Genomic DNA, 20,578 nt, shown 5'->3' on the forward strand with positions numbered 1-20,578 from the left:
GTGAAGTCACCGGGGCCACGCGGCGCGGCGCGGCCCCGAGGACGAACTACATGTTGTAGGTGCCGCGGACGCCGAGGATGAGCAGGCCGTACGGGCCGTCATCCACCGGGCTCAGGGGGCCCTCGACGGTGATGCCGCCGGCCGCCGGGGGCAGGGTCACCGCCTGGGTGCCCGCGCGCACGGTGTACCGGGCATAGGTGGCGTTGAGGTAGGGCCCGAAGGAGAGGGACTCCCCGGCCTTCCACTTACCGCCCACGGTGAAGTTGATGTACTCCGGGCCGCGCGTCTTGCTGTCGATGTCCAGGCCCACGCCGGTCGGCTGGGTGCCCTCGATGGTGGTGTTCAGCAGGACGATGCCGAAGCCGAGCCCCACGAAGGGGTCGAACGTGGCGTCGGGCGAGAAGTGGTACTGCACCTGGGGCCCGAGGCGAAGCTGGTTCGTGGAACAGTCGAAGCCCTCCGGGCAGGAGTACGGGTTGGTCTTGGTCAGAATGTGCGCGTACTGGCCGAACGCACCGATGAACCACCGGGAATTGATGCGGTAGCCCAGGTCCAGCACGAAGGCGATACCACCGTTGGCCGCGTCGCTGAGCTTCACGTCACCCACCGTGCCGTCGAGCCGCAGGCCGTTCTTGTAGACGTAGCCCGCGCCCACCTGGAAGCCGAGCCCCACGCCGACCTCCAGCCCACTGATTTCGCTGGACGTTGTCGTCGCCGCCGTCGCCTCGGTGTCCTGAGCGCTCGCCGCCGAGGACGCCAGCGCGGCCGTGACTGCCAGGGCCCTAAACAGCCTTCCCGTCATATACCCCTCCCTACAGGTGAAGCTTTGACTCTAGGACAGTCCTAATGACGCAAGTAAGGCGCACTGCGTCGAAGCCATGCAGTCAGTCTGGACCTGGGGAAACCCCGTAGAGAACAAAGCGCTGCCCACGACTGTGCGGGAATCAGACAATGTCCCCATGAACGTCACCCTGGAGCAGGCCCGCGCCCTGGATGCCCTCGCGCGCCATGGCACCTTCGCCGCGGCGGCCGGTGCGCTGCGCAAGGGGCACACCGCGGTGCTGTACGCGCTGCGCACGCTGGAGGAGCAGACGGAGCTGACGCTGCTGGACCGGCGCGGCTACCGCACCCGGCTGACGCCCGCGGGTGAGCGGGTGCTGGAGCACTGCCGGAAGCTGCTGGCGGCGGAGCGGGAGCTGGAGGCCGCGTGCGCGGAGATCCGCTCCGGCTGGGAGCCCACGCTGCGCATCGTCTTCGACGGTGTCTTCCCCGCGGAGCCGCTGCTGCGAATCGTGAAGGAGCTGCGCGCGGAAGGAGCGGGCACGCGCTTCCACGTGTCCGCGGAGTTCCTCGCCGGCGTGGAGGCGGCCTTCGCGCGGGAGGAGGCGGACCTGATGGTGTCCGTGATTCCGCCCACGCTGCCGGGGCTGCGCACCTACCGGCTGCCGGAGCTGAAGGCGGTGCTGGTGGCCCACCGCTCGCACCCGCTGGCGAAGAGGCGCGGGGTGCTGAAGGACGAGGAGCTGGCGGAGCACCTGCTCCTCACCGTGCACGGCTCGGACCCGCGGCTGCAGCTCAGCACCGCTTCCCTGGAGACGCGCTCCACGGTGCACCTCAACGACTTCGCGGCGAAGAAGGTCGCCATCATGGAGGGGCTGGGCTACGGGTGGCTGCCGGAGCACCTGGTGACACGCGAGCTGCGCCGGGGCGAGCTGAAGGCGCTGAAGCTGGCCCGCGGTTCCACGCATGCGTTCCAGCCGCAGCTCCACCACCGCACCGGCGTGAAGCCGGGCCGCGCCGCGCGCCGCGTGGTCCAGGTCCTCACCGGGGTGGAGCCGTGATAGGAGCCGCGCCCATGCCGAACGAAGTCCTGGTACTCGCCTACTCCGGCTGTGACACCTGCCGGAAGGCGCTGAAGTGGTTGAAGGAGCAGGGCGTGGCCCACCAGGTCCGCCCCATCGTCGACATGCCGCCCACCGTGGCCGAGCTGGAGCAGTGGATTCCCCGCAGCGGGGTGTCCGTGCGCAAGTGGCTCAACACCAGCGGCCAGAGCTACCGCGCGCTGGGCAAGGCGAAGGTCGACGCGGCTTCGGACGCGGAGCTCGTCTCCTGGCTGGCCGCCGACGGGAAGCTCGTCAAGCGCCCCGTGGCCGTCACCGGCGGTGCCGTCCTCGTCGGCTTCCAGCCGGAGGCCTGGGCGCGCGTGCTCACCGCCGCCCGCTGAGCACATGCCTTGAGGACGGGCGGGGGAGCGAGCCCCCGGCGTGCCGTCGCTCGCGGGAAGGGGGCTGGAGTGAAGACTCCTTTCCTACCATGGAGACCGGTGCGAGACGTCCGCTCGGAGAAATCCTCCTGGAATTGGGAGTGCTCAACCGCGCCCAGCTCCGTGTGGGACTGGTGCATCATCACGAGACGCACGTCCCGCTCGGGCGGGCGCTGGTGCGCGAGGGGCTCTGCTCGGAGGCCGACGTCCTCCGGGGACTCGCCGCGCAGCTCGGCGTGGAGGCCGTGGACCTGGAGCGCGCGCTGCCCTCCCCCACCGTGGCCGCGCTCATCCCCACGCGCATCGCGCGGCAGTACCGGGCCGTCCCCCTGCGGGTGGAGCGCGTCCAGCTCGAGCAGGGGGAGCGCGAGGTCCTCCACATCGCCCTGCCCGCGCCCGTGTCGCTGGAGGCCGTGGACGCCGTGCGCGCCGTGTCCGGCATGCCCCGCGTCGAGGCGCACGTCGCCTCGGACACCGCGCTGACCCGCGCGCTCGCCAGGGTGTACGGCATCGAGGAGCCGCCCGAGCCACCCGCCGTCCCCACCCCGTCTCCCGGCGGGCCCCTGCTACTCTACGGCTGGCCTCCCGTCACCGCAGTCCTCATCTCCCGGCAGCTCGCGAGGCACGGCATCACCGCCAAGGTGGCCAGCCCGCTGGAGGTGCTGCACACCGGGCCCGACGACATCGTGCTCGCGCCCATCCAGGCCATGGAGGGACTGCTGGCCGGAGAGGTCCACATCTCCGGCTCGCTCATCGTCCACGGCACGTCGGACGACGAGGGCTTCGAGCGGGCGCGCAAGCTCGGAGCGCGCGGCTACCTCGCCAATCCTCGCGACGAGCAGCTCCTGCTGCGTGCCATCCGCAGGCTCCGCTCCGAGGGCGCCCCGGGCCCCCTTGCCGGAGGCCCGGACTCCGCGCCGCCGTCGCACTGACGCGCCCGCCGGCTTCCGCCGCTACCCCTGCCGCACCAGCCCCAGCACGCCCAGCACCTCCGGGTACACCTTGCTGGCGAAGTAGCGCCCGCCGGCGACGGTGAAGTGGACGCCATCCTCCATGCGCAGCCGCATCGGCTTGCGGTAGCCGTCGACGCGGGCGTGGACGAGCGCACGTCCCCTGGCGTCCGTGAAGAACGGGCGCGTGTCCAGGTGCAGGGTGTCCTGATGGGCGGAGACGACCTCGCGCTGGAGGCCGCGGATGAGCCCCAGCTTCCGCTCGAAGCGCTTCAGGCCGGTGGCCGGCAGCTCCAGCCAGACAATCTTCCGGCCCGGCGCCGAGAGGACCTTCACGAACGCCTCCAGCCGCTCGCGGTAGGCCTGCTCCCACTCGGGCCGGCCCCACTGGATGGGCTTGCCGCCCTTCCCGTCCTGCAGCGACTGCCCGTCATTGCCTCCGAGGATGACCACCACGACATCCGGCTTGTGGCGCTCCACCTCCTGCTGGCCCACCGTCATCCAGTCGAAGAAGTCGGGGCGGGCCAGCCCCGTGGAGGACTTCGCGCGCCGGGCCGCGCGGATGCGCGGGTGCGCTTCCAGCTGGGCCTGCAGGTACTCGCCAAAGCCGGTGGCGATGAGGCTGTCTCCCAGCAGCAGCACGGTGTGCGTGCGCTCCGCGGCGGGCGGGGACGGGCTGGCCGCCGCCGGAGCGGCCGGCAACACGGGGGCGGCGCGGACGGTGTCGGGTGGGGAGCCGCCGTCCACTCCGGACGAGGCCAGCACGGGGGCGGAGGTGAGCAGGGAGACGAGGATGAGCGCGCGAGCGAGACGGTTCCGCATGAGCGGCCGAACGCTAGCGGCCGGACGCGGTCAGGTACATCCCCCTCGCGTCTCACCTGCCCACCGCGGCGGGAGGCACACACGGTGGGTGGCAGGGGGCCTTCACGGCATGGAGGGCCGGACGCCCCTGCTCAGGCGGCGCTGCCCGACACCACGGAGCGGGGGAGGCGCGTGGGCTCGGTGTGGGACTCCCTGGGCGCCAGGGCCTCCAGCCAGGGCCTCAGCAGCCGGGCACACTCGTCGGGGTGGGTGAAGTAGGGCACGTGGCCCGCGCCGCGCAGCAGGTGCCGGGGTGTGCCCACCGGGAGCGACGCACACAACCGCTCCAGCGTGGACGGAGGCACCAGCACGTCGCGGTCCCCCTGGATGCACACGCAGGAGACGGAAAGCCTTCGCAGCTCCGGAGGGGGCGGCTCACCGCCGATGGCCAGGGCGCGGTGCCAGGTCGTGCTCCGCTCCAGCTTCGTGGTGGGCACCACCTCGGAGACCTGGTCGAGAGGCACCGGCCTCCACGCGGCGAGCCCCGCCGCGACGATTCCGGGCCTGCCCCATACGGCGATGGGGCCCATCATCCCGATGACGCGCCCGCGCACGCCCAACTGCGAGGGGCGGATGAAGGACCCCAGGAAGGCCACGCCCCGCGCCGCGCCGGCCGCCGCCAGGTGCGCCGCCACCATGCCACCAAAGGAGCTGGCCACCACCGCGTCCATGCCCCCGGCGGCCCGCAGCACCTGCCGCGCCAGCTCACCCGCGCCGCACGCCGCGTGCTCCCCTTCCGGGTACTCCACCAGGACGGGCCGGGCCAGGGAGGCGAGCTGCCCGGCGAGCGCCCGGAAGCCGGAGCCCCTGGCGCCCAGACCTGGAAGCAGGAGCACCCTCGGGCCCCTGCCCCGTCCCAACTCCGTGAGCTGCACTTCTCGACGCATGTCATTCCCTCGCGAACGCGGCGGGGAACACCGCGAGCGCGCCGTTTTCTGCCCGGCCCACCCTCCAGCATGCTCCTCCGGCGGGCGGGCGCAACCCTCCCTCCCGCCTCATGAGCGGGAGGGAGAGAGGCCGGCCGCGCGGTCCAGGCCGAGGAAGGCCCGGGTGCGCTCGTGCCGTGGGCTGTCGAGCACCCGGGCCGGGGGGCCCTCCTCGATGATGCGTCCGCCATGCAACACCAGCATCCGCGAGGCCAGCTCGCGCGCGAAGCGCATCTCGTGCGTCACCACCACCAGGGTGAGCCCGTCCGCGCGCAGCCGGGCCAGCAGGTCCACCAGCTCGCCCACGCGCTCCGGGTCCAGCGCGCTGGTGGGCTCGTCCAGCAGCAGCGCCTCCGGCTCCATCGCCAGCGCGCGGGCGATGGCCACCCGCTGCTGCTCACCGCCGGACAGCTCGGAGGGGTACGCGTCCTCGCGGTGGGACAGCCCCACCTTCGCCAGCAGCGCCCGGCCCTGCTCGCGGGCCTCCCTCCGGCCCAGGCCCTTCACGTACACCGGCGCCTCCATCACGTTGCCCAGCGCCGTGCGGTGCGCGAACAGGTGCCACTGCTGGAAGACGAAGCCCACCCGTCGGCGGATGTTCCACACCTGCTCGCCGCGCGCGCGCGCCGCGCCCGGGCCCAGCACGTCTCCGCCCACCCGCACGGAGCCCTCGTCGAAGGGCTCCAGCCCGTTGAGGCACCGCAGCAGCGTGCTCTTGCCGCCGCCGGAGGGGCCCACCAGCGCCACCACCTCGCCCGGGCCAAAGGCCGCGCTGATGCCGTCCAGCACCGTGCGGCCCTCATAGCGCTTGCTCAGGTCCTTCACTTCAATCATCCGCGCTCCAGCCTCGCTTCCAGCCGCCTGGCCAGGCGGGACAGGGGGTAGCTCATCGCCAGGTACAGGAGCGCGCACAGCGCTCCGGGCAGCAGCCAGCTCCGAACATCCACCGCCGTAATCGTCATCCGCTTGGTCAGCTCCACCACGGAGATGACGGACACCAGGGAGCTGTCCTTGAGCAGCGCGATGAAGTCGTTGGTGACGCCCGGCAGCGCCACGCGGAACGCCTGGGGCATGACCACCCGCCGCACGGCCAGCCGCGTGTGCATGCCCAGCGCGAGCGCCGCCTCGAACTGCCCGCGCGGCACGGCCTGCACGCCGGCCCGGTACACCTCCGACTCGTAGGCCGCGTAGTTCAGCCCCAGGCCGAGCACCGCCGCGCTGAGCGCGTCCAGCCTCAGCACGCCCGCCAGCCCGTAATAGAGGACGTAGAGCTGCAACAGCACGGGAGTCCCCCGGAACAGCTCCACGTAGACGGTGGCCAGCCGGCCCGCCCAGCCGGGCCCGTACAGCCGCACCAGGGCCAGCCCCACGCCCAGGGGAATGGCGAGCGCCATGGCGCCCACGGACACCAGCAGCGTCACCACGGCCGCCTGGAGGAACAGCACGAGCTGCCCCCAGCCCAGGTGTGTGGTGCGCGTGTCCGCCAGCACCTCGCGCGTCTGCGCGTCCGTCCAGTCCACCATGCGCTGCTGGGCCGCGCTGTCGATGCCCCAGCGCCGGAAGATGGCGCGCAGCTCGCCCGAGCGGGCGATGCGGACCAGCGCCTCGTCCAGGGCCGCGCGCAGATCCTCCTCCCCGGGCCGCACGGCGATGGCGTAGTAGCCCTCGCCCACGTCCCCCACCACCCGCAGGCCCGGGCGCGGCTGGCCGTAGCGCTGCGCGATGATGTCGTCCATCAGCACGCCGTCCACCCGCCCCTGCTCCAGGTCGATGTAGGGCTCCTCCACGCCCTCGTACGGCACCGCCTCCACGCCGCTGCGCAGGAGCAGCTCCCACGCCTGCGAGTTGGCCAGCGTGCCCACGCGCCGGCCCCGGAGCGACTCCAGCCGGGTGACGCTCGCGTCGTCCTTCCGGGCCAGCAGCCGCAGGTTGAAGATGAAGTAGGGCCGGGTGAAGAGGACGCGGCCAGCGCGCGCGGGGGTGATTTCAATCCCGTTCAGCGCCACGTCGAACGAGCCGCGCTCCAGCGACGGGATGAGGTTGGACCAGTCGTTCTGGACGAACCGGGCGCGCACGCCCAACTCCCGCGCCAGCGCCTCCGCCAGCTCCACCTCGAAGCCGCGCATGCGGCCCGGCTCGTCCGGGTCCTCCATGGCATACGGCTCTCCGCCCTGGGCGTCCGCGCCCCACCTCAGCACGCCCGCGCGCCGAACCCGCTCCAGGCCCGAGCCTTCCTCCGTGCCACATGACAGCAGCGCGAGCGCCAACAGCACCCACCCACAGGCCGGGAGGAGGACGGGCCTTCGCGCCCGGAACGGGAACTCGCGCATCGGACGTGCTGGCCCTCCAGTGAGGCGAACCGCCGCCCCCTTTTAGCCCCCACGTCCCCGGCAAGCCATGTTCAGGCCGCGCGTTGCGCCGGCTCGGAACCTAGATGGGGTTGGGGTCGCCCGTGGTCTCGTGCTTGGGGTCGCTGGCGGGCGCGTCCCCGCCCTCCATCGCCGTCACGCCGCGCTCCGCGCAGCGGACGTCCACCGTCTCCCCCGACACTTCCTCCGCCGTCAGCTCCCGTGCCTCGGGCCGCGGCTCGCCTTCCGCCTGAGCAGCAGGGACACAGGAGGCGCCATCCACGAGCTCCGCCGGGCCGGGGCGGTCCTCCCCACAGGCCGCGACCAGGAACAACCAGCAGACCGACACAATCGTTTTCTTCATCATTTCGAGAAGCCCCCCTTTGTGGGAACGAACTCTGACGCAGTCCCACGACGCGCCTGACGCTCGCCCGGCTGGCCTCGCGCCCCGCATCCGGGGGGAATAACGCCCACCTCCCCGCTTCCTTCTCCGGTGGGAGCGTAAAAACACGCACGAGCCGCGCTCCCACCCTGTCGCAGGTGCGCGAGTGACCCATCGACAGCGGCATCACAGACCGGGGGCATTTCGCATGGCCCTCCGTTACAGTGGCCACCAGAGGAGCCGACGCTGTCATGGAAGCATTCAAGCTGCTGGTGGTGGACGACGAACCGCAGGTGGCGCACGCGCTGCGCCGGCTGTTCCGCAGAGAGGGCTTCGACGTCCAGGTGGCCTTCAGCGGCGCCGAGGCCTTGGAGCGTCTCAAGGAGTTCAGCCCGGACATCGTCCTGACGGACTTCCGGATGCCGGGGATGACGGGCAGCGAGCTGCTCCAGCGCGTCAAGCGCAGCCATCCCCTGGCGCTGCGGCTCATCATCTCCGGCTACGCGGACTTCAAGTCGGTGGTGGCGTCGGTGAACGAAGGGGAGATCTGCCGCTTCATCAGCAAGCCCTGGGACGACGCGGAGCTGGTGTCGTACCTCACGGGGCTGCTGCGCCAGCGCGAGACGATGGCGCAGTTATACGCCCCCTTCCGCGCGGCCTCGGGCGTGAGCGCGGAGGTGGGCATGTCCGATGCCTCCATGGTGCTGAAGGTGCAGATGGCGGACCCGGCCTTCCCGGCGGAGCAGGCCCTCTCCATCATCGAGCGCTTCGCGGGCGTGCTGGCCGCTGACAGCCTGAAGGTGGTGGGCGGGCTGCTGGAGCGCTACGGCGGGCGGCTGTCGTTCGTCGCCGAGGTGGGCGGCCCCCAGCGGCTGCGCCTGGAGCTGCCGGTGCGCGCGGAGGAGACGGACGCGTCGACGCGAACCGGCCTGGGCGACGCATGACGCAGCAGCAGCTCCCCACGCCCATCGCCCCGGAGGCCGACGCGGCGTGGATGAACGCCCGGCTCAAGCACTTCACGCTGGCCGCCTGCATCCTCATCCACCTGCTGCTCATCTACGCCCTGTGGGGACGGTGGGAGCGCATCGCCCTGGTGACGGCGGTGTTCCTGGCGGTGACGGGCATCAACATCGTGCTCGCGCAGCGCTTCTTCTCCCAGCACACCCGGACCGCGGAGTCCCTGCGCTTCGTGGTGAACATGCTTGCCAACGTCATCTACGGCCTGGCCAGTGACTGGGCGCTGCCCATGTGGCTGTACCTGCCGCTCAACGCCCTGTGGGTGGACCGCTTCGCGGACCCGCGCGCGCGGCTGCGCCTGGCCGTGTCCCTGGCGCTGGTGGCCGTCGTGGCCCTGGTGGACGGGTGCCCTCCCCTGGTGCCCGCCTGCTTCGTGCTGGTGTCGCTGCTCGTCTACTTCATCTCCGAGGGGCGCGTCCTCCTCACCCACCAGGCGCTGCAGAGCCTGGCGCGGCAGCACGAGGAGCTGGAGCGGGCGCACAAGCAGCTCGACGTGGCCCACCACCGGGCGCGAGAGCAGGAGCGGCTCACCAGCCTGGGCATGCTGGCGGCCGGAGTGGCGCACGAAATCAACAACCCGATGAGCTACGTGAAGAGCAACGTCAACTCGCTCTTCCACGACCTCCGGGCGTGCGACGACCTGCCGCCGGAGCTTCGTGAGTACGTGGATGACGTGCTGCCCGCCACGCTGGACGGCATCCGCCGGGTGACGGCCATCGTCGCGGACCTGCGCCGCTTCGCGCGCGGGGACCCGGAGGCCGTGGTGGAGTACGACCTCAACCAGGAGGTGGCCGTCGCGCTGCGCATCGCCCGCGGACAGCTCGGCCCCCAGTGCGAGGTGACGCTGGACCTGAAGGACCTGCCGCGCCTGCTCGGCCACCCGGGACAGATTGCCCAGGTGGTGGTCAACCTGCTGATGAACGCGGCGCAGGCCATGCCGGAGGGCGGGCGCATCCTCCTGTCCACGCGCATGGAGGGCGAGGAGGCGGTGCTGGAGGTGCGCGACACCGGCGTGGGCATGGCGCCGGAGGTGCGCGCGCGGCTCTTCGAGCCCTTCTTCACCACCAAGTCACCCGGTGAGGGAACGGGTATGGGCCTGGCCGTGGTGCACGGCATCGTCACCGCGCACAGCGGCCGCATCCAGGTGGACAGCGCCCCGGGCCAGGGCGCCACCTTCACCATCCACCTGCCGCGCGTTCCATCGCTGGCGCTGGGGCTCCCGGGGGCGATGGACGGTGGCATGCCCTCCCTGGGGCCCCTCACGGCGCGCACACGAACGGATGCCGCCTGAGGGCGCGCGCGGCTAGGCTGCGCGCCATGTCGACGACGACTCCGCCCGCCTTCTCCAGCCGCTTCGAGCCCCGGTACGTGGAAGACCCGTACCCGCTCTACGCGAGGCTGCGCGAGGAGGCCCCCGTCCAGTTCAGCGAGGAGCTCCACCTGTGGGTGGTCTCCCGCTACGAGGACGTGAAGACGGTGCTGATGAACCCCGGCGACTTCCTGTCCGCCAACGCCTTCCGCAACCCCGTGCCGCCCGCGCCCGAGGTGCTGGCGGCGCTGGCGGAGTGCTACCCGCAGGTGCCGGCGCTCGTGGACGACGACCCGCCCAACCACACACGCATGCGCGTCATCGTCACCAAGGCCCTGGCGCCCCACCGCGTCTCCGCCATGGAGGCCCGGGTGCGTGCCATCGCCACGGAGCTGGTGGACGCCTTCGCGCGCGAGGGCCGGGCGGACCTCGTCGAGCGGCTGGCCTACCCCCTGCCCGCGCGGGTCATCGGCGCCATCCTCGGGCTGCCGGACTCGGACCTGGAGCGGCTCAAGGCGTGGACGGAGGACCTGTCCACGCTCTCCGCGGGCAACGCCCCCGTCCCCCGGCAGGTGGAGTGCGCACGCGGGCTCGTGGCCGTGCAGAAGTACCTCGCGGGCCACATCGCCAAGCGGCGGAGCGCGCCGGGGGACGACGTCATCAGCGCGCTCATCGAGGCGCGGTACGAGGACACGCCCCCGCTGAGCGACGTGGAGCTCATCAGCCTGCTGTCCATGCTGCACTTCGCCGGGCACGAGACGACGGCCAACCTGCTCGGCAACGTGCTGGTGATGTTGCTGAGGGAGCCGGAGCGGCTGCGGGCGGTGCGGGAGGACTCGCGCCTCATCCCGCTCGCCATCGAGGAGGGGCTGCGCCTGGACTCGCCCGTGCAGGGCATGATGCGCACCACGCGGCGCGCGGTGACGCTGGGCGGCGTGGAGGTGCCCGAGGGCGCGCGGCTGCTCATCCTCTTCGCCTCCGCCAACCGGGACGGCGCCGCCTTCCACGAGCCGGACCGCGCCGACCCGCACCGCCCGGACGTGGGCCGGCACCTGGGCTTCGGGCAGGGCATCCACTACTGCATCGGCGCGCCGCTCGCCCGCCTGGAGGTGCGCATCGCCCTGGAGCTGCTGCTGCAACGGCTGCCCGGCCTGCGGCTGGCGCCGGGCCCCTCCGTCCAGTACGTGCCCAACTTCCTGCACCGCGGCCCCCGGCGGCTCCTCGTGGAGTGGGACCCGGCCTGAAGCCGGGCCCCGCGCCCCTCTGGCTTCAGCGCGCCCGTGTTATCCCCTTCCACGTCATGTCCCCCACCGAGCGCCTCTACCACGCCGACCCCTTCCTCCACCGCTTCACCGCCCGCGTCGCCGGGCACGGCACCTGGAATGGCGCGCCCTCCGTCGTGCTGGAGCGCACCGCCTTCTACCCGGAGGCGGGCGGGCAGATGGGCGACCGGGGCATGCTCGGCGGCCTGCCCGTGCGGGACGTGCAGGTGGACGACGCCGGCACCGTCCATCACCTGCTCGACGTACCGGAGGGCACCCCGCTGCCCGGGCCCGGCACCGAGCTGGAGGGCGAGGTGGACCGCGCCCGCCGCCGGGTGAACATGGCGCTGCACACCGGCCAGCACATGCTGTCACGCGCGCTGGTGGACGTGGCGGGGGCGGCCACCGTGTCCTCCCGCCTGGGCGAGACGCTGTGCACCATCGACACGGACCAGGACACCCTGGACGAGCGGCAGGTGGCCGAGGCGGAGGCGCGCGTCAACGCCGTCATCGACGAGGACCTCCCCATCCGCGCCTTCTTCCCCACGCCGGAGGAGCTCGCCGCGCTGCCGCTGCGCCGCGCGCCCAAGGTGACGGCCAACATCCGCGTCATCCAGATTGGCGACTTCGACGTGTCCCCTTGCGGAGGCACGCACTGCACGCGCACCGGCCAGGTGGGACTGGTGCGGGTGCTGGGCGTGGAGCGCTACAAGGGCAAGGGCCGCGTCCTCTTCTCCGCGGGCCCCCGCGCCCGGCGCGAGCTGTGGGAGGAGGCCGGCACGCTGCGCGCCATGGCACGCGCCTTCACCTGTGGCCCCCTGGAGGTGCCGGCCGCGGTGGACAAGCTGCGCCGCGAGCTGACCGAGGCCCGCGAGGCCCTGGGCGCCGCCCGCGCGCGCCTGGCCGAGCACACCGCGGCGGAGCTGGCCGCCGCGCTGGCGGCGTCCCCGGACAAGCGCGTGGTGGCGGTGCTCGACGGCGCCGGGCCCGAGCAGCTCCGCGCCGTGGCCGCGCGCCTCACGTCGCGGCCGGAGTCCGTGGTGCTGCTCGCCGGCCGTGTCCCCGACGGCATGCCCGTCCTCATCGCCCGGGGCGCCGGCTCCACCTTCGGGTGCGGCGCCTTCCTCAAGAAGGCCGCCGAGGCCGCGGGAGGCCGGGGTGGAGGCCGCCCCGAGCACGCGGAGGGACGTCTCCCGCCCGGCACCGACTGGCCCGCCCTCGTGGCCTCGCTGCTGTCCTGATCTCCGAGCCCCCCTCCCCGGGCCCGGGAAAGGGCCCTCGCGCTCTCCTGGCCGGGTCTGTAACACCCCGTGTTATACGATTTCACCGAAGGGATTTCCCCGAGCACGTTCTCCCCGTGCGCAGGGGGTGCTCCATTGGTGGAACGGCATGAAGTCATGGGAGCAAGGGGCGGCGCGACGATGGAAGAAGGGCTCCACCGCCAGTTCGATGAGTTCGCGCGCGTACGGCGCCCGGGCCTGTTGAAAATCGCCCGTCGTTTGTGCGCGGGGGGAGGCATCGACCCGGAGGACCTCGTGCAGGAGACGCTGGAGCGCGCATACCGCCACTTCGACCGGCTGGCCGGAGAGAGCGCGGGGGCGGTGAGCGTGTGGCTGAGCACCACGCTGAGCAACCGCTTCCTGGACCACTGCCGGCGGCGGCGCACCGAGGTGCTGGGGGCGCCGGCCCTGCGCGTGGTGCAGGGGGACTCGACGGGAGAGCCGGTACCGCTGGAGCAGTGGGAGCTCGTAACGAGGGACGCCTTCCTGCGGGCCATCGACCAGCTCCGCCCGCCCCAGGTGCGCGAGGCGTACCGGCTGCACGCCTCGGGGCTGCGCTACCGGGCCATTGCCGAGCAGCTCCGCGCGCCCGAGGGGACGGTGGGCCGGTGGCTCTCCGAGGCACGGCAGGCCCTGCGGGAGCTGCTGGCGCCCGGCGAGGCCTCGCGCGAAGGCAGGGCAGAATCATGAGTGAGCTCTGCGGCAACCTGGAGCGCTTCGTCGACGGCGAGCTGGCACCGGTGGACGCGGAGAACTTCCGCCACCACCTCACGCGCTGTGAGCGGTGCGAGGCGCGGATGAAGGAACTGGTCGCGATGGAGCTGCTCGCCGACGACGCGGTAGGCGCCAGCGCCGGGCCGGCCTCCGACGTCGTGCGCGGGCCATCCGACTGGCGCCGCAAGACGTGGCTGATGGTGGTGCCCCTGGCGCTGGCCGCCGGCGTCGCAACGCTGGTGCTGATGCCGCGCACGGACTCTCTGCCCGGCACTCCCGAGGCGTTCCTCGCCCAGGCCTCCACGCGCGGGCTGGAGGCGCGGGTGACGCATCCGGGCGCGGACCGGTACAGGCCCTACGAGGTGATGCGCAGCGAGGGCGCGGCCACGCAGCCGCTGCCCATGCGCGAGATGGCCCTGATGGAGGAAGCCGGGGACCACCGTGGCGTCGCCGTGGCCTTCCTGCTGCGCGGGGAGCTGGGACAGGCCTCCGCCCACCTCGACAAGCTGCCCTCCTCGCCGGACGCGGACACGGACCGGGCGGTGCTGGCGCTCCAGCGGGGCGCTCCGGAGGAGGCCCTGGCCCTGCTGGAGCGTGCGCTGAAGGAGCGGCCCCAGCATCCGCAGGCGCTGTGGAACCGGGGGCTCGCGCTGCGAGCGCTCGGCCTGTGGCTGAAGGCGGCGGAGTCCTTCGAGCAGGTGGCCGCGCTGAAGGAGCCGGGCTGGAGCCAGGAAGGGGCGGAACGGGCCCGGCAGCTTCGAGAGAAGGCCGAGCAGGAGCGCAAGGACTGGAATGGCACGAAGCAGGACTGCGACCGCATGGTGGCCGGCGAGGCGCTCCTCTCCGAAGAACAGGTGGACGCCCGCCCCGGCCTGTCCCGGCTGTGCTTCTACGACGCCCTGCGCGCGGCCAGCTCCGCCGAGCGCGTGGAGACACTGCGCCCCCTGGCCGTGTGGCTCGACCGGAAGGACGGGGGCACCCACCTGGAGGACGCCGTGCGCCGCGCCGCCCGGCGGGACTTCGCCGCGAGGGCGCCCCTGGCCGCGGACTACGTCCGGCTCACGCGGGGGGACATGAAGCCCGCGGAGCTGGAGCCCTTCCTCGCGAGGCTGCGCGATGCCCGGCAGGAGGACATCCTCCTGGGGGCGCTGCTGTTCGTGAAGGACGCGCGGCGGTCCGAGGCGGAGTACCGCGCGCTGGCGATGGACACGAGGGACCCGTGGTTCGCGCTCCTCACGGAGGAGCAGCAGTCCCAGGCGGACGTGCTGCGCGGACAGACGACGCGGGCGAAGGAGCGGCTGACCACCGCGCTGCGGGCGTGCGGCACCGGCGGTGGCGGTGCGCTGAACTACCGCTGCCTGGAGCTGCAGCGGCAGCTCGCGCACGTGGAGTCCCTCCTCCACCGCCCCGTGGACGCTCGTGCGCGGGCCCTATCCGCGCTGGAGCGCGCCCGGAGCGGGAAGGAGTGGGCCAAGGAGCTGCGGCTCATCCAGCACCTGGGACAGATTGCTCGCTCACATGGAGACCTCTCCCTGGCGCGCGCGTACATGGAGGACGCCCTGCTGCGCATGCCCGAACCCTGTTCGGACCCGAACCTGACCGAGGCGGCCCATACCAATCTCGCTCTCGCGTTCTACCGCATCCACGACTTCGCAAGCGCCCGCGAGCAGCTCGACCACGTGGCGCGTTGTGGCCAGCCTCCCTCCCTGCCGCGCGCCTTCGTCCTCGCCGACCTGGCCCACACGCCCTACCGGCGTGAGGGGGACGCGGAGCTGCTCGCCCGGGGGCTGGAGTCCCTGCGTGCCTCGGGTCCCCCGCAGTCCGGCGTGGGGCCCCTGCTGAGCCACATCGAGGGACGCTTCGTCATCGAACAGGACCGGCGGCGGGGGCAGGAACTGCTGCGCCAGGCCATCACCGAGGCCCTGCCGCTGCTCGGCTCGGATGGAGACGCCCGGAAGGCCCGCGCCTACAGCTACACCTCCCTCATCCTGGACGCCACGAAGCATGGCGAGTTGGAGCGCGCGCTGAACCTCTTCGCCGAGGAGCGCGCCCTGCCGGCGACGGAGAAGTGCACCCTCGGCGTCACCGTGGATGACGAACGCACGGCGGTGGTGGCGCGCGACGCGGGTGGGCGGCTCGTGGGCGGCTTCAGCACGGGCCGGAGGGAGCCGCTGTCGACGGTGGAGGGGCTGGTGCCCACGAACATCGTGGACGCGCTACGTGTCTGCCCCAGCGTGGACGTGCTGGCCCGCCCTCCCGTCCAGGGACAGGCGGGGCTGCTGCCGCCGGAAATCGCCTGGACGTACCGGGTCGGTGCCCCACCCTCCAACCCCGTGGAGCTGCCCACACGGCGGTTGGTGGTGGCGGATGTCGTCTCGCCCGCGGAGCTTCGCATGCCTACGCTCCGCACCTGGAGCGCGCGTGAGCCGGAGGACGGGGCCTTCACCATGCTGACGGGCCCGGCGGCGACGCCGTCACGCGTCTTGGCGGCCATGCGTGATGCGACCGAGGTGCAGATCCACGCCCATGGCATCGTCGACCCGGACGTGGCCGACGGCTCCCTGCTGGTGCTCTCGCCCGAGGTCGATGGCGGGCGCTACGCGCTGACGGCGTCAGACCTCCAGGGGCAGCGGCTCCAGGGCCGGCCCGTGGTGTTGCTCGCGGCCTGCCACGCGGCCTACAGCAAGGAATACTTCCACGAGACCTTCGGCCTGCCCGTCTCCTTCATCGAGGCGGGCGCGAGAGCCGTCCTCGCCGCCACGCGGGAGATTCCCGACGCGGAGGTGTCGGAGTTCTTCGAGCCGGTACTCGCGCGCATCCGCGAGGGAGCGCCCGCCGCCATCGTGCTCCGGGACGCCCGCCAGGATTGGCTGCGCGGCCGCCCCGGCTCCTGGGTGCTGCAGGTCCTCCTTTTCGAGTAGTCGTTTCTGTTTCTCCCCAACCCCGAGTTCGACACCATGAAGAATCGCCTCCTGCTCCTCCCCGCGCTGCTGGCCCTCTCGGCGTGCCGCCACATACCTACTCGCGAACCCATGCCCTCCCTGGAGGAAATACGGCGGGAGGCCCCTCCGGGCGGACTCGTCCGGGTCACTCTCCGCGACAAGCACCAACCCCTTCGCGCCAGCAGCTACCTGGTGGATGTGCGCCAGGACAAGATTGTCGCCCGGCTCGACAGCCCGACGGCCCAGCAACTGGAAGCCCAGGACGCGCCCATGAAGACCGGGTCGCAGGACTCGGGGACGTTCGTTATCGCCACGCTCGAGATGTCCACTGAGTGCAAGCCGGCCGAGGAGACTGAGGACCAGACGGGCTGCCCCCCCGACCCGGGCGCGTGGAATGGCGACCCGATTGGAGGCACGGGCGGTGGCGGAGACCCCACGGGTGGCGACCCGTTCCGGCCCGTCCTCAACCTGGCGGCGCGGACCTTCTGGTCCATCAGCCAGAGCGGACTGCCCTACCAGATGAAGCCCGTGCAGGTCAGGGTTCCGACGCAGGCCAGGTAGAAGCCCTCGGCTACTCCCTTCCGCCCTCCGCAGTGGGGGCGGAAGGGGCGAGCCCGGCCAGTGTCTCCACGTAGGTGGCGGCCACGCGCAGGAAGCGGGCGCCCCGGACGCCAGAGAGGTACTGCCGCTTCATGGCGCGCGTGGAGCCCACGTAGAACATGGCCCGGCGGATGCGCTCGTTCTCCCGGGCGTTGCGCTCGCGGGCTCCGGCCATCCAGTTCTCCACCGTGTCCAGCGCGTCCAGGCCGGCGAAGAAGACGATGGGGCACTCGTGCCCCTTGCAGGAGAACACCGTGGTGGCGCGCACGTGGTCCACGCCGCTGACGCGGAAGTCCGCCACGTCCCGGCCGCCCTTGCCGCCATAGGCCTCCGCGGGCACGCCGGCGCGGGCGAGCGCCTCCGTGTATTGCGAGGGCATGACGGGGGCCACCACCAGGATGTCTCCGGGGTGGACGCCCTCCTCGCGGATGAGGCGGGCAATCTCCTTCGCCACCTGCCGCGCCTCGCTGGCGCTGGAGGCGAAGCCGCGCACCTGGGGCAGCACGCCGCCGCGCTCGGTGGACTGGACGCGGAAGAGTCCCTCCAGCGTCTCCTCCGGGAGCCAGAGGAGCCCCTCGCGGGCCAGCTCGCCCACCTTCATGTACTCGCGCATGCCGGGCTCGCTCACCTGATGCTGGCGCAGCGGGTCCAGCACCACGTTGAAGGCCACGTCGAGGATGTCGCGGGTGGCGCGGAACGTCTCCTTGAGGACGCGGGTGCGGCCCCGGAAGGACAGCCCCTCCGGGAGCTGCTCCTTCAGCGCGTCGATGGGAATCTGCCCATAGACGTTCTGCGAGTCGTCCATGAACAACTGGAAGCAGCGCACCTGCCGGCCGTCCGGCAGCGTGTGCGGGCGCACCAGCCCGTGGAGGGTGGCCAGCGCCTTCGCGTTCATGTCCTGCGCCTCGTCCACGAAGACGGCGTCGAAGCTCCCGGGCTCCGGGGCCCGCAGCGCGCCCACGTGCCGCACCGTCACCCGGGAGCGCAGCTCGCGCGCCCGCTCCCGGCCCGCGCGCTGGACGAGCGCCTCCGTGAGCAGCTTCTGCACCAGCGGCGCCAGCGCCCGGTTGAAGAAGGAGACCAGCACCTGCGTCTCCTCGTGCTCCAGCAGGTAGCGCGCCACCCAGTGCGCCAGCACGTACGTCTTGCCGCTGCCCGCCACGCCGCGCACCAGGTGGTGGCCGTCGTCGAAGCGCCGCTCGAAGAGGGACACCTGCTCATGCGTGAAGAGGGGCCGGGCCGGACGCGAGCCCTCGATTTCGCCGCCCAGGCTGGCCGGCACCGCGGGCGGCGGCGGTGGAGGCGGCGGCGGGCGCTGCGGCAGGGGCAGCGGCTCCAGGCGCAGGGGCTCGGCGTCGAGGACGCGCAGGCGGGGCAGCAACGCGAGGAAGCGCTGGGGAATGGTGGCGGCGCGGGCCTCGTCGCGCGAGGCGAGCACCAGCAGGTAGTCCCGCGCGCGGCTGGCGGCCACGTTGAGCATGGGCACCAGCGTGTGCGGCGGGAAGGGCCGGCCCCCGGCCACGGTGTCCACCAGCACCACGTCATATTGGGTGCCCTGCTGGCGGTGGATGGTGGATGCGCTGAAGACATTCCCGCGCAGGCCGGCGGCGTTGCCCAGCCGGCGCACCAGCGCGGCCTGGGCGCGGTACGGCGTGACACACAGGACGCTGAGCCCCGAGCGCACCGCCTCCTTCGCCAGGGACACGGCCAGGTTGGCGGACAGCTCGCGCTGATAGCCGGAGCCCGTCTCGCCCCGCCCGTGGGTGAGCTGGCGCGCGTCGCGGGAGAGGCTGTCCAGCACCACCCAGCCGGCGCGCGTGGCGGCGAAGGCGGCCACCGGGGCGGGCCTCTCCGCGCGGGCCTTGACGATGTCGCCGTCCTCCAGCGCGCCGCCGTAGCAGAAGTGGCTCACCACCCGGGCGATGTCCGGGTGCATGCGGTGCTGGGTGCGCAAGAGCAGCACGTCCGGCCGCGCCGCGTCCTTCACCGCGTCCTCCAGGTGCGACAGGGCGCTGGCGCGCAGCCACTTCTGCGTCTCCTTCCCGGAGCCCTCGGCGGCGCGGCTCACCGGGCCAATCTGCTTCGGGTCTCCGGCGAGCGTCACCCGCTCCGCCAGGGGCCCCAGCAGCGCGGTGGCGGCGCGAGTCACCATGCCGGCCTCGTCCACCACCAGCCTCGCGAAGGTCTGCTTCCCCTCCAGCTCCGACACCAGCCGCAGGGCGCGGTGCACGGTGAGCACCATCAGCGGGCAGTCGCCCTTCTCCGCCTCCTTCAGCGTGGGGTCCTTCACCTTGCCGCGCAGGCCACGCAGCTCCGCCTGGAGCTTCGCCAGCTCGTGCGCGGGGCCGCCCCGCACGCGCTGCAGCATCAGCTCGCGCTCGCGCTCCTCGATGCTCGCCCGGAGCTTGCCGCCCTTCTGGCTGTCCTCGACGACGACGGTGGGCAGCTTCGCCAGCGACTCGCTCGCTCCGGTGCCGCCACGGAAGATGCAGCGCGGCGAGCGCAGGGGGATGGGCTCCCGCTCCAGCAGCGCGCTGACGCGCATCACCAGCTCATCCGCGGCGCGGTTGGTGGGGGCCACCGCGAGGATGCGCTCCCCGGGGAACGCGCGCAGCGAGCGGGCGATGAGGTCCGCGACGGCCGTCGTCTTGCCCGTGCCCGGCGGGCCCCAGATACAGCCCCAGGGCTGGCTCCACAGCCGGTCCGCCGGCAGCCGCTCCGCCTCCTTCGCGGTGAGCTCCGGCGCGGGCTGCTCGCCGCACGCGCGGCGCAGCGACTGCGTGAGCGCGGGCTGCCGCTCCTCGTACGCAGAGGCGGCCTTGCACAGCGCCTCCGCGAAGTCATAGGGGCGGTAGGCCCAGCGCTCCGCGGACAGCGCGCGGCGGTCCACGTCGTCGCCATGGTTCGGCGCGGCGAAGACGCGGCCGGACTCGAAGTCCAGGTGGACGATGTCGCCGCCGAAGACACACTCCTCGCCCTGGAAGCCGAGCAGCGAGCCTCCCGACCAGTCCGGGTCCGCCGCCGGCCGGGGGATGAGGGACAGCACGCCGGGTGACTGGAGGCCCACCTCGCGCACATCCTGCAGCCGCTGCGCGCGGTACTGGCTGCGCTCGGCCAGGAGCGCCTCACGCAGGTCCTCCGGGAGGTACGCGGGAGGTGTCCACGCCTCGCGGCGCTTTCCAGCGGACACCGCGGCCTGCATGGCCTCGCGCTCGGCCTGGGTGGCCTCCGCGGGCGCGGCGAGGTCCACCGAGGGCACGCCGTCCGGGTCCGCCTCCCGAGCCCGCGCGGCCTTCTTCAACCGGGCGAGCGCCAGCATCGGGTTGGGCGAGCGAGGAGTGTCCGCGGACAAAGCGGGCTGACGCGCCGGTGCCCCGCCCTGCCCTCTCGCCTCCGCGAGCCTGTTGCGAGGAGCGGCCCCGGGACGCACGGCCCCTCCGTCCGCGGGCGCATCGTCGTACTCGACGTGCAGCTCGCGGCCGGAGTCCCCCGCCGACGGCGCTTCGCGCTCCTCGGCGGCTTCGTCGTGGGTCCGGTGAATCATCGGGGAAGGCGTCGGTTCCCCCGGCCCTCCTCCGGGCACAGGGGGCGCGAAGGTAGGGGAGGCCTGGATCCGCGTCAATGCGCCCGGCCCCATGGCACACCGGGTGCACACGGCGCGTGACTTGACAGCCGCGACAGCCCTCCGCGAGCGTCGTGACCGAGACCGGGTGTGAAGCCCGGC

The 20,578-nt window shown here is 72.7% G+C and carries 17 protein-coding genes; 10 read left to right on the top strand and 7 right to left on the bottom strand.

Annotated elements, in window-relative coordinates:
- Positions 1-46 precede the first annotated feature (46 nt).
- On the bottom strand, positions 47-802 hold the full coding sequence (locus K8638_RS10350) for an outer membrane beta-barrel protein (protein ID WP_223754290.1): 756 nt from the start codon (positions 800-802) through the stop codon (positions 47-49).
- 157 nt (positions 803-959) lie between these two features.
- Here K8638_RS10350 and K8638_RS10355 point away from each other — a divergent pair, with 157 nt between their 5' ends.
- The 3 genes from K8638_RS10355 (at position 960) to K8638_RS10365 (ending at position 3,195) form a co-directional block, all read left to right on the top strand.
- Positions 960-1,841 (top strand): LysR family transcriptional regulator, encoded by an 882-nt coding sequence (locus tag K8638_RS10355; RefSeq protein WP_223754291.1) that lies wholly within the window; start codon positions 960-962, stop codon positions 1,839-1,841.
- A gap of 14 nt (positions 1,842-1,855) precedes the next feature.
- On the top strand, positions 1,856-2,224 hold the full coding sequence (locus K8638_RS10360; protein WP_223754292.1) for a Spx/MgsR family RNA polymerase-binding regulatory protein: 369 nt from the start codon (positions 1,856-1,858) through the stop codon (positions 2,222-2,224).
- An 89-nt stretch (positions 2,225-2,313) separates the two neighbouring features.
- Positions 2,314-3,195, top strand: a complete 882-nt coding sequence (locus tag K8638_RS10365; RefSeq protein ID WP_223754293.1) for a general secretion pathway protein GspE — start codon at positions 2,314-2,316, stop codon at positions 3,193-3,195.
- A gap of 21 nt (positions 3,196-3,216) precedes the next feature.
- On the opposite strand, the gene K8638_RS10370 is transcribed toward K8638_RS10365, so the two are convergent.
- From K8638_RS10370 to K8638_RS10390, 5 genes are all read right to left on the bottom strand, one after another.
- On the bottom strand, positions 3,217-4,035 hold the full coding sequence (locus K8638_RS10370; RefSeq protein ID WP_223754294.1) for a DUF459 domain-containing protein: 819 nt from the start codon (positions 4,033-4,035) through the stop codon (positions 3,217-3,219).
- Positions 4,036-4,166: 131 nt separating this feature from the next.
- Positions 4,167-4,961: an alpha/beta fold hydrolase gene (locus K8638_RS10375; RefSeq protein WP_223754295.1), complete on the bottom strand. Its 795-nt coding sequence runs from the start codon at positions 4,959-4,961 to the stop codon at positions 4,167-4,169.
- 108 nt (positions 4,962-5,069) lie between these two features.
- Positions 5,070-5,834, bottom strand: a complete 765-nt coding sequence (locus tag K8638_RS10380) for an amino acid ABC transporter ATP-binding protein (protein WP_223754296.1) — start codon at positions 5,832-5,834, stop codon at positions 5,070-5,072.
- A complete protein-coding gene (locus K8638_RS10385) occupies positions 5,831-7,330 on the bottom strand; it encodes an ABC transporter substrate-binding protein/permease (RefSeq protein ID WP_223754297.1) in 1,500 nt (499 codons plus the stop codon). The genes K8638_RS10380 and K8638_RS10385 overlap by 4 nt, the downstream gene beginning before the upstream one ends.
- A 100-nt stretch (positions 7,331-7,430) precedes the next feature.
- Complete coding sequence (locus tag K8638_RS10390) at positions 7,431-7,715, bottom strand: hypothetical protein (RefSeq protein WP_223754298.1); 285 nt, start codon at positions 7,713-7,715, stop codon at positions 7,431-7,433.
- A 266-nt stretch (positions 7,716-7,981) separates the two neighbouring features.
- On the opposite strand from K8638_RS10390, the gene K8638_RS10395 reads away from it, so the two are divergent.
- The 7 genes from K8638_RS10395 to K8638_RS10425 all read left to right on the top strand — a co-directional run bounded on the left by K8638_RS10395 (position 7,982) and on the right by K8638_RS10425 (position 16,815).
- Complete coding sequence (locus tag K8638_RS10395) at positions 7,982-8,674, top strand: response regulator (RefSeq protein ID WP_223754299.1); 693 nt, start codon at positions 7,982-7,984, stop codon at positions 8,672-8,674.
- Positions 8,671-10,038, top strand: a complete 1,368-nt coding sequence (locus K8638_RS10400; protein ID WP_223754300.1) for a sensor histidine kinase — start codon at positions 8,671-8,673, stop codon at positions 10,036-10,038. Before K8638_RS10395 ends, K8638_RS10400 begins: the two co-directional genes overlap by 4 nt.
- A gap of 26 nt (positions 10,039-10,064) precedes the next feature.
- Complete coding sequence (locus K8638_RS10405; protein ID WP_223754301.1) at positions 10,065-11,300, top strand: cytochrome P450; 1,236 nt, start codon at positions 10,065-10,067, stop codon at positions 11,298-11,300.
- A 56-nt stretch (positions 11,301-11,356) separates the two neighbouring features.
- Positions 11,357-12,559, top strand: a complete 1,203-nt coding sequence (locus tag K8638_RS10410; RefSeq protein WP_223754302.1) for an alanyl-tRNA editing protein — start codon at positions 11,357-11,359, stop codon at positions 12,557-12,559.
- A 156-nt stretch (positions 12,560-12,715) separates the two neighbouring features.
- Positions 12,716-13,288: an RNA polymerase sigma factor gene (locus K8638_RS10415; protein ID WP_223754303.1), complete on the top strand. Its 573-nt coding sequence runs from the start codon at positions 12,716-12,718 to the stop codon at positions 13,286-13,288.
- Positions 13,285-16,233 carry a CHAT domain-containing protein gene (locus K8638_RS10420; protein WP_223754304.1) on the top strand — a complete coding sequence of 983 codons (2,949 nt, stop codon included), beginning with the start codon at positions 13,285-13,287 and terminating at the stop codon, positions 16,231-16,233. The genes K8638_RS10415 and K8638_RS10420 overlap by 4 nt, the downstream gene beginning before the upstream one ends.
- A 36-nt stretch (positions 16,234-16,269) precedes the next feature.
- Positions 16,270-16,815: a hypothetical protein gene (locus K8638_RS10425; protein ID WP_223754305.1), complete on the top strand. Its 546-nt coding sequence runs from the start codon at positions 16,270-16,272 to the stop codon at positions 16,813-16,815.
- A gap of 10 nt (positions 16,816-16,825) precedes the next feature.
- Here the strand turns inward: K8638_RS10425 and K8638_RS10430 are convergent, their stop codons facing one another.
- Complete coding sequence (locus K8638_RS10430) at positions 16,826-20,398, bottom strand: AAA family ATPase (protein WP_223754306.1); 3,573 nt, start codon at positions 20,396-20,398, stop codon at positions 16,826-16,828.
- Positions 20,399-20,578 lie beyond the last annotated feature (180 nt).

Source organism: Myxococcus sp. RHSTA-1-4, assembly GCF_020037125.1.
Taxonomy (GTDB): Bacteria; Myxococcota; Myxococcia; order Myxococcales; family Myxococcaceae; genus Myxococcus.

Bases quoted from the DNA above. Each gene is read 5' to 3' on its own strand.
- K8638_RS10350 (WP_223754290.1), bottom strand. From the start codon at position 802: ATGACGGGAAGGCTGTTTAGGGCCCTGGCAGTCACGGCCGCGCTGGCG.
- K8638_RS10355 (WP_223754291.1), top strand. From the start codon at position 960: ATGAACGTCACCCTGGAGCAGGCCCGCGCCCTGGATGCCCTCGCGCGC.
- K8638_RS10360 (WP_223754292.1), top strand. From the start codon at position 1,856: ATGCCGAACGAAGTCCTGGTACTCGCCTACTCCGGCTGTGACACCTGC.
- K8638_RS10365 (WP_223754293.1), top strand. From the start codon at position 2,314: ATGGAGACCGGTGCGAGACGTCCGCTCGGAGAAATCCTCCTGGAATTG.
- K8638_RS10370 (WP_223754294.1), bottom strand. From the start codon at position 4,035: ATGCGGAACCGTCTCGCTCGCGCGCTCATCCTCGTCTCCCTGCTCACC.
- K8638_RS10375 (WP_223754295.1), bottom strand. From the start codon at position 4,961: ATGCGTCGAGAAGTGCAGCTCACGGAGTTGGGACGGGGCAGGGGCCCG.
- K8638_RS10380 (WP_223754296.1), bottom strand. From the start codon at position 5,834: ATGATTGAAGTGAAGGACCTGAGCAAGCGCTATGAGGGCCGCACGGTG.
- K8638_RS10385 (WP_223754297.1), bottom strand. From the start codon at position 7,330: ATGCGCGAGTTCCCGTTCCGGGCGCGAAGGCCCGTCCTCCTCCCGGCC.
- K8638_RS10390 (WP_223754298.1), bottom strand. From the start codon at position 7,715: ATGATGAAGAAAACGATTGTGTCGGTCTGCTGGTTGTTCCTGGTCGCG.
- K8638_RS10395 (WP_223754299.1), top strand. From the start codon at position 7,982: ATGGAAGCATTCAAGCTGCTGGTGGTGGACGACGAACCGCAGGTGGCG.
- K8638_RS10400 (WP_223754300.1), top strand. From the start codon at position 8,671: ATGACGCAGCAGCAGCTCCCCACGCCCATCGCCCCGGAGGCCGACGCG.
- K8638_RS10405 (WP_223754301.1), top strand. From the start codon at position 10,065: ATGTCGACGACGACTCCGCCCGCCTTCTCCAGCCGCTTCGAGCCCCGG.
- K8638_RS10410 (WP_223754302.1), top strand. From the start codon at position 11,357: ATGTCCCCCACCGAGCGCCTCTACCACGCCGACCCCTTCCTCCACCGC.
- K8638_RS10415 (WP_223754303.1), top strand. From the start codon at position 12,716: ATGGGAGCAAGGGGCGGCGCGACGATGGAAGAAGGGCTCCACCGCCAG.
- K8638_RS10420 (WP_223754304.1), top strand. From the start codon at position 13,285: ATGAGTGAGCTCTGCGGCAACCTGGAGCGCTTCGTCGACGGCGAGCTG.
- K8638_RS10425 (WP_223754305.1), top strand. From the start codon at position 16,270: ATGAAGAATCGCCTCCTGCTCCTCCCCGCGCTGCTGGCCCTCTCGGCG.
- K8638_RS10430 (WP_223754306.1), bottom strand. From the start codon at position 20,398: ATGATTCACCGGACCCACGACGAAGCCGCCGAGGAGCGCGAAGCGCCG.